A 6843-nucleotide genomic window follows, 5' to 3' on the forward strand; every position below is an offset into this window, starting at 1 on the left:
AAAGAGAGGAGTGAATAGTCCATGTCACAAAGAGAAATCCTGACAAACGGCAACGCATTTAAGAGAACCGACGGTCGCTGGGGCGGCACAGTGTGGTATCTTGACGAGAAAGGCGAGAGGAAACGAAAGAGCTTTTCGGGCACCACTAAGTCGGAAGTCAATCAGAAAATGAAAAAATATATCTTGGAATTCAATCAGCAGAAGAACGATTCTGTTGAATCCTTAAAGACGTTAGAAGAAGGCTTGCAGAATTGGTTACAGGTTTTCAAGTTCCCCGCTGTAGAGCGTACTACCTATGACAGAGCAGAAAGCGTTGCTAAAAATCAAATTTATCCTCGACTTGGAAAAAAGGTTATCGGAGATATCACCGCCGCAGATATCAAAAAGCTGCTCAATTATTGGATGACTGAGGGCTATGCTTATACGACAGTCAAGAAGGTTTATGTTCTCCTCAACGAGTATTTCAGGTATCTTTATCAGCAGGAAATCATCACAAAGAACCCGATGGCGAACGTGGAGATGATAAAGAAAGCAAACTTCATGTCAGCGCAGGGCAAAGAAAATCTCCCTCCGACAGACACAATTACAGTGCTATCGGAGGAAGAAATTGAAAAATTCAAGGCGGAAGCGTTCAGTGTGTTCGGCAACGGCAAGCGGAAATATCAGCAGGCAGCCGCCTACATTCTCATGCTGAATACGGGAATGAGAACGGAAGAAGCTCTCGGCTTGCTCAACTCTGATATAGACTTGGATAACCGCGTCATGCACATTCAGCGCGGCGTAAAAGAGGTCAGCAAGCGAGACGGCGTCACTGCGGAGAGTGGGAGAGAGGTGATAGTCGGCAAACTCAAGAGTGCCACCAGCAGGCGCGACGTCCCACTGAACGACACAGCTATCGAAATGATCAAAGACCTCCGCAAAGAATTTTACTTCGGCGAAGACAGCCCGCTCATCCCTGACGAGCACGGAGAAGTCACCAGACCCGTCAACTTCCGCAAAAGATTCTACAGAATCCTTAAGGCAGCCGGCATCGAAACAAAAGGTCTTCACAGTCTCCGCCACACCTTCGCCACAAGATTAATCAACGGCACGAAAGATAAAGACGGCAACATCAAATCGCTTACTCCGCGTCAGGTAGCAGACCTACTCGGCCACACCACCTCCGAAATCACCGAGCTCTACTACGTCAAGAGAGACATGAAGCTGCTCAACGGCATCACGGATGGGTTTGAGTTGTAAAAAAAGAGTGTAGAATATATTTGCTATAGAACAAAAATGAATCTGAATTTATCATTGGATATAAACTCATTTTTTCGAAATATAGGGAATTGCTTCTAACTTGTTTTACCTTCATATTTATCGCGTAAATAGAATTCTTCTTTATCTTACATGGAGGAATTATATTGCTTCCGTTTTTTGTACTGTGTTGCCCTAAAATATCCCATAATAATTGCGTTTACACTTCATCAATGCATCGTGTGAATAATTCTTCCATGTCACCGGACAACCACCATAACAAGAATCCAAGTATTTACAGGACTTGCAGTTATCTGACGGATATTCTTTAAGTTTATTAATTGTAGATCGGTATATTTGATTATGTGCTGCTTCCTCAAACTCGGTAAATGAGGAGAAATCAACACCTAATTGCCCTATCTTGTTTTGAAAATACATATTACAGGGAATTAAATTCATATTAGTATCAAAGGTTATTCCATTTTCAATATGAATATGACAAGGCGCTGCCAATTTCCCTTTTAATACGCCTAACTGTTCCTCGGTATACGCACAAATAGGGAAGCTGTATTCAATCCACCATTCTTCCGTTATAGCATTTAATTCATCGATGTTTGAGATGAAGGTTTCTATTAAAGCAAATGGACTATGTTCATTTAGATAAACTTCGTTTTCATAATCGGATTTTTCGTTATCAATAACAAATGTAAAGGAAAACTGCTTTGCCCCATAGCTACAAGCATTTCTAATAGTCTCACAAAGGGAGTGAACGTTGTCCTCTGTTATTACTATCGAACAGGTGAACTCTATAGGGAGAGATGCAAGATTATGTATTGCTGTTAGTTGCTGTTGATAACAATCACGACCGACGAGCTCATAACATTCCTTACTATCTTTTCCTTTCAGCGAGATATCTATGTAACTTATTCCATTGTCTATTAACAATTTGCAAAACTCTAAATCTTCCAATCTTATTCCATTCGTTGCAATTGTAGGCAGCATCTTGTTTTCTTTGCTTTTTATATACCTTAATGCATCAATAAGATAAGGATAAAGGGTGGGTTCTCCACCAGTAAAAACTATGAACTTTACCTTTCCATCGTTGCAGAAATCAATGATGCTTTTAAGATTATTATATTCAAGTATGTCGTTTTCCATATATTTTGTTTTTTTAGCATAGCAGAAATTACATCTAAGATTACATTTTCTTGTAAGTGTTACGGTACATTGGTTTATGTTCATTTTAGACATTATGAGTTGCCTCGCCTTCCATAAAATCTTGACAATAAAGTGAGGATTCCTTACAATAAAAAACATCTTGCGGCATGCCTTGACATGTAACCCGACCACCTGCGTCTCCTCCAACAGTACCAAAATCAATGATATAATCAGAGATCTTCGATATAAACTCGACATTATGTTCTACAATTATGATAGTATCACCATTCTTTTGTAATGATAGCAGTATACTCTCAAAACGATCAATATCAAGCTCATTGAGACCTGATGTAGGTTCGTCCAGAATATAAAGAGTATTTCCCTTTGATAATACTCCCAGAACTTTGGCAAGTTTTATGCGTTGAGCTTCACCACCAGAAAGGTTCATTGACATCTGGCCGAGTTTCAAATACCCTAAACCTAATTCGATCATGCTGGATAATACGGAATACACCTTGCTAGTATCTTTGAATATTTCAATAATATCAAAAATTGGTGTTTCTAACACTTCTTGGATATTTTTTCCATTGTATGTTACAGATAAGATTTTATCATTAAATCTCTTGCCATTACATTCAGGACAAGTAATATATGAACTTGGTAAATAATTGAGTTCAATTTTTTGAAGTCCTGTGCCTTGGCAGCACTCACAACGTCCACCTTTTACATTCATGCTGAATGATGATGCATGAAATTTTAACTTTTTGGCAGAATCGGTCTTGGAGAATAATGTTCTGATTTCGCTATATATATCCAAATATGAAACGATCGTTGAGCGAGGTGTTTTTCCGATAGGAGCTTGGTTTACTCTCATAACTCTTTTTATAGTGTTGTCCGCTTCAAATGATTTGCAGTAAGCACTGTTTTGCTTTTCAAAGCAGGAGTACACTACGGAGGTAAGAGTCGTTTTTCCTGATCCCGAGACGCCTGTAATACAAGTAATCGCTCCAATCGGAATGCGAACATCTTGGTGCTGTATATTTCTGAAGTTAATATCACTTAGCGTAATATAATTCTTTGATTCTTGAGTTTTTTTGAATGATAATTTGTATTTATAATCAAATTTGTTCTCATTATCATTTATGATGTATCCGCCTTTAGGTCCACCGACAGGACCCAACTGAATAACATTATCAGCATGTGCTATATATTGTTTGTTATGTTCAATAGCTATTACAGTATTATTATTATCGATAAGTTCTCTTGTTGATTGTATAATACTCTTAATATCTTTATAATGTAAGCCTTTACACGGTTCATCTAAAATGTAGAGCAATCCTTTTAATGGACAGGTCAGCTGTGTTGCTATGCGGATACGTTGGCGTTCTCCGCCTGATAATGAGGGTATGGTACGGTTTAAGCACAAATAACCGACATTCAACTTAATTAGATAACTAATTTTACGAAGCATACTTGAAATAAGCTGAGAAACTAGTTCTTTCTTTGCATTTAATACATTATCATAATTAAACTCAATAAGCCATGTGTTTAATGCAGATAACTCCATATTTTCGACTTCAAAATAATTTAAGCCATTGACCCTGAAATCTAATATTTCTTTTCTGAGTTTTGCTCCTTTGCAGATATGACAAGGGACGTCCTCCATATATTTTGTGTACACTGTGTTTGAAATAGTATTATCGGTCTGAGTGACGCGTTCCATAATAGCGGAAACAGCACCCTGAAGAAACACATAATGCTGTTTCCTTCGCTTTCCTTCCTTGTATGATAACTTATATTTGATTTTATCATTAGAGTACAGTAAGATATATAGCTCTTGTTTTGTTAATTCGGATATTTTTTTATTAATATCAATATCATACTGTTCGCAAAGTGCTTCCAGATACTTCTGTTCCTTGCTATCAGCATTGCCCTTAAAGAAAACAATGGCACCGTCCTTTAAGGATTTATCTTCGTCAGGAATCAGAAGAGCTTTGGAAACAACCGTTTCTATTCCAAGTCCGGAGCAATGCGGACAGAATGATTTAGGGTTGTTTGAGGAGAAGACACTTTCTGATATGTTGCTATTCTTATTGCTGTTAAGAATAGCAAACAGAGAACGAAGATAATGCGATATTTCTGTGGTAGTGCCGATGGTTGAACGTGGGTTTACGTTATAATAATTCTGAGAAATATTTAGTGCAGGACGCAGATTTTTAATAGTACCTACTTTCGGTTTATTCATGAGTTTTTGCCCAAAAATATTACCTGTCATACCTTCGAGAAAACCCCGTTGACTTTCAGCGTAGATTGTATCAAATACCAATGAAGATTTACCACATCCTGAACATCCTGTTACACAAGTGAATGCATTTAGAGGAATATCGAGATCTATGTGTTTTAAATTGTTTTCATAAGCGTCTCTAATAATGATTTTTTCCAAATCGCTTTCTCTCCTTAATATAGTGTTGACGGAAATAATTTCATTTATTATCAAGGTATGAATTGATTTTGTGATGTATCAACTTTGCTACATCACAATGATATTCATTTATTTTGAAAGCATCTGCATCACTGTTTTCATTTGAATTGGACATCATACAGACAGTACAATATCCTCTATCTTCGCAGGAAACACATTTTGGAAATTCCTGCCTTGAGATTTGACGCAGTCTGATTATGTCATCAGAAGTTTCCCATATTTCACGCAATGATTGCTCATATAGATTACCGATAACATTTGCTTGCCAGCCAATGCAAGGGAAAACAGTTCCTTCTGCTGATATACATAAATAGTATCTGCAAATTGAACATATAGGATCTTGAGCCGTAAGTTTGTATTTTTCAGCAGCCTGACCACATATATAGTCCACGTATTCATCAGTTGCTTGTTTATCAAAAGCCCGACTGATTTCTTCTAACGATAATCTGTTTACGAGATTACAATTAGAGTGATCATAAGATGCAAATATGACGTAATCAACCGCTGCTGATATCCCTTTCTCATTGCAAAAAGCAATAACATCGTTGAAAGTATCTTTATTCTGTTTCATGACTGGACATGAAACTTGCAATGGGATTCCGGCCTCTAAAAGTTTTAGAAGATTGTTCTTCGTTTTTTTATGACTACCCTTAACTTTAGTTATAGAGTCATGTATTGATTCATCCATTGAATAAAGTGAAGTTTGTACACATAGTAGAGGATTCTTTTTCATTTCTCCTATGAGTTCATCTGATAATAATGTTAGATTTGAAAGAACGTTTACTGATAAATCAAGCTCACGACATTTTTTTAAAAAGCTAATAATATCCCTGTGAAGTAATGGTTCACCACCTGAGAGTGTAACGTTAATGATATTCATATCCTTGCCTTCTTCGACAATTCTGTAGAAAAGCTCAGGATTAATTGATTTAGTTTTATACTTATGCGGAATATAACAATGTACACACCGTTCATTACATTCATTTGATATCTCTATGTGCAGACTTCTCAGAAGATCATTCTGATTAATAATGTTTTCAGCGAAATCACATGACGCAGATTGCATTGATAACCCTATGTTTTCGGAAGTACCTATGCTTGAGTTATCATTATTGTTACATTCGTCATATGATTTGCCTCTGCTTAAAAATCCAGCTTCAACAAACATATCAAAGAATTCGACAATATCACGCTTTAAGTCATCCGAATCAACATCAATAAAAATAGAAAGAAGCCTATCCACAATGTCATCAATATGTTGTGGGGTTTTATTTAACTGATTAAGTATTACTGCTCCGCTCTCGGAGACATATTCTTCACCAGGATATAAATAGTCATCAAACGGCATACGGTAGCCAAACATCGAGTTATCAGTTATATATCCGAATTTTTTGTACTTCCTATATAAGATGTTTTTTTTTATTTTATAATACATATATTCTATCTCCATACAAAGGATGGTAATACCAATAGAAGGGTACAGCTATACTGCACCCTTCTATCATCAATTACTACTAATTTTATGCTCTCTTGTCACACGGTCTGCCACATGGACCACTGCCACATACAGCGCCAGTTCCTTTAACGGGCTTTAATACAACTGGCTTTGTATATTTCATATAGCAAATCCTCCTTTCTCAAAGATACACTTTCTTTTGTTATATTATAGCATTTTTTGTTTGGAAAGTCAAGTAAAAGTGTGAATTATTACATATAAAATGATAGGAACGGTAAAGGATTCGTAAATAATCAGGTAAAACTAGTGAAATTCTAAAAGTCTGTTATACTTGACTCGACAGGACAGATTTTGCTAAGGGAAAAATTAACCCGACAACATGGTAATGCAAATATGGTTTATTCATCTTGTTTTGCTTATGCTGCAACCTCTGCAAGTTTTTTCGTAATTCTTGCGTTCACCTCGGTATAGTACGCCAAATCAGCGGCTGAAAGGCTGTCTGTATCGACGG

Annotated in this window: 5 protein-coding genes; 1 reads left to right on the plus strand and 4 read right to left on the minus strand. The window is 36.8% G+C overall.

Translation table 11 applies throughout. The features are described 5' to 3' along the window. Positions 1 to 21 precede the first annotated feature (21 nt). Positions 22 to 1239, plus strand: coding sequence for a site-specific integrase (locus Q0R37_RS14580; RefSeq protein WP_294755302.1), 1218 nt, complete (start codon positions 22 to 24; stop codon positions 1237 to 1239). 192 nt (positions 1240 to 1431) lie between these two features. Here the strand turns inward: Q0R37_RS14580 and Q0R37_RS14585 are convergent, their stop codons facing one another. The 4 genes from Q0R37_RS14585 to Q0R37_RS15720 all read right to left on the minus strand — a co-directional run. Further along, positions 1432 to 2487: a radical SAM protein gene (locus Q0R37_RS14585; RefSeq protein WP_294755304.1), complete on the minus strand. Its 1056-nt coding sequence runs from the start codon at positions 2485 to 2487 to the stop codon at positions 1432 to 1434. Further along, positions 2480 to 4837, minus strand: coding sequence for an ATP-binding cassette domain-containing protein (locus Q0R37_RS14590; protein WP_294755305.1), 2358 nt, complete (start codon positions 4835 to 4837; stop codon positions 2480 to 2482). The genes Q0R37_RS14585 and Q0R37_RS14590 overlap by 8 nt, the downstream gene beginning before the upstream one ends. Positions 4838 to 4877: 40 nt before the next feature. Continuing rightward, a complete protein-coding gene (locus tag Q0R37_RS14595; RefSeq protein ID WP_294755306.1) occupies positions 4878 to 6311 on the minus strand; it encodes a PqqD family peptide modification chaperone in 1434 nt (477 codons plus the stop codon). 437 nt (positions 6312 to 6748) lie between these two features. Further along, a partial coding sequence (locus Q0R37_RS15720) for a DUF6591 domain-containing protein (protein WP_366517446.1) occupies positions 6749 to 6843 on the minus strand: 95 nt, incomplete at its 5' end.

The organism is uncultured Ruminococcus sp., from assembly GCF_946415235.1.
Classification (GTDB): Bacteria; Bacillota; Clostridia; order Oscillospirales; family Ruminococcaceae; genus Ruminococcus.

Bases quoted from the DNA above. Each gene is read 5' to 3' on its own strand.
- Q0R37_RS14580 (WP_294755302.1), top strand. From the start codon at position 22: ATGTCACAAAGAGAAATCCTGACAAACGGCAACGCATTTAAGAGAACC.
- Q0R37_RS14585 (WP_294755304.1), bottom strand. From the start codon at position 2,487: ATGTCTAAAATGAACATAAACCAATGTACCGTAACACTTACAAGAAAA.
- Q0R37_RS14595 (WP_294755306.1), bottom strand. From the start codon at position 6,311: ATGTATTATAAAATAAAAAAAAACATCTTATATAGGAAGTACAAAAAA.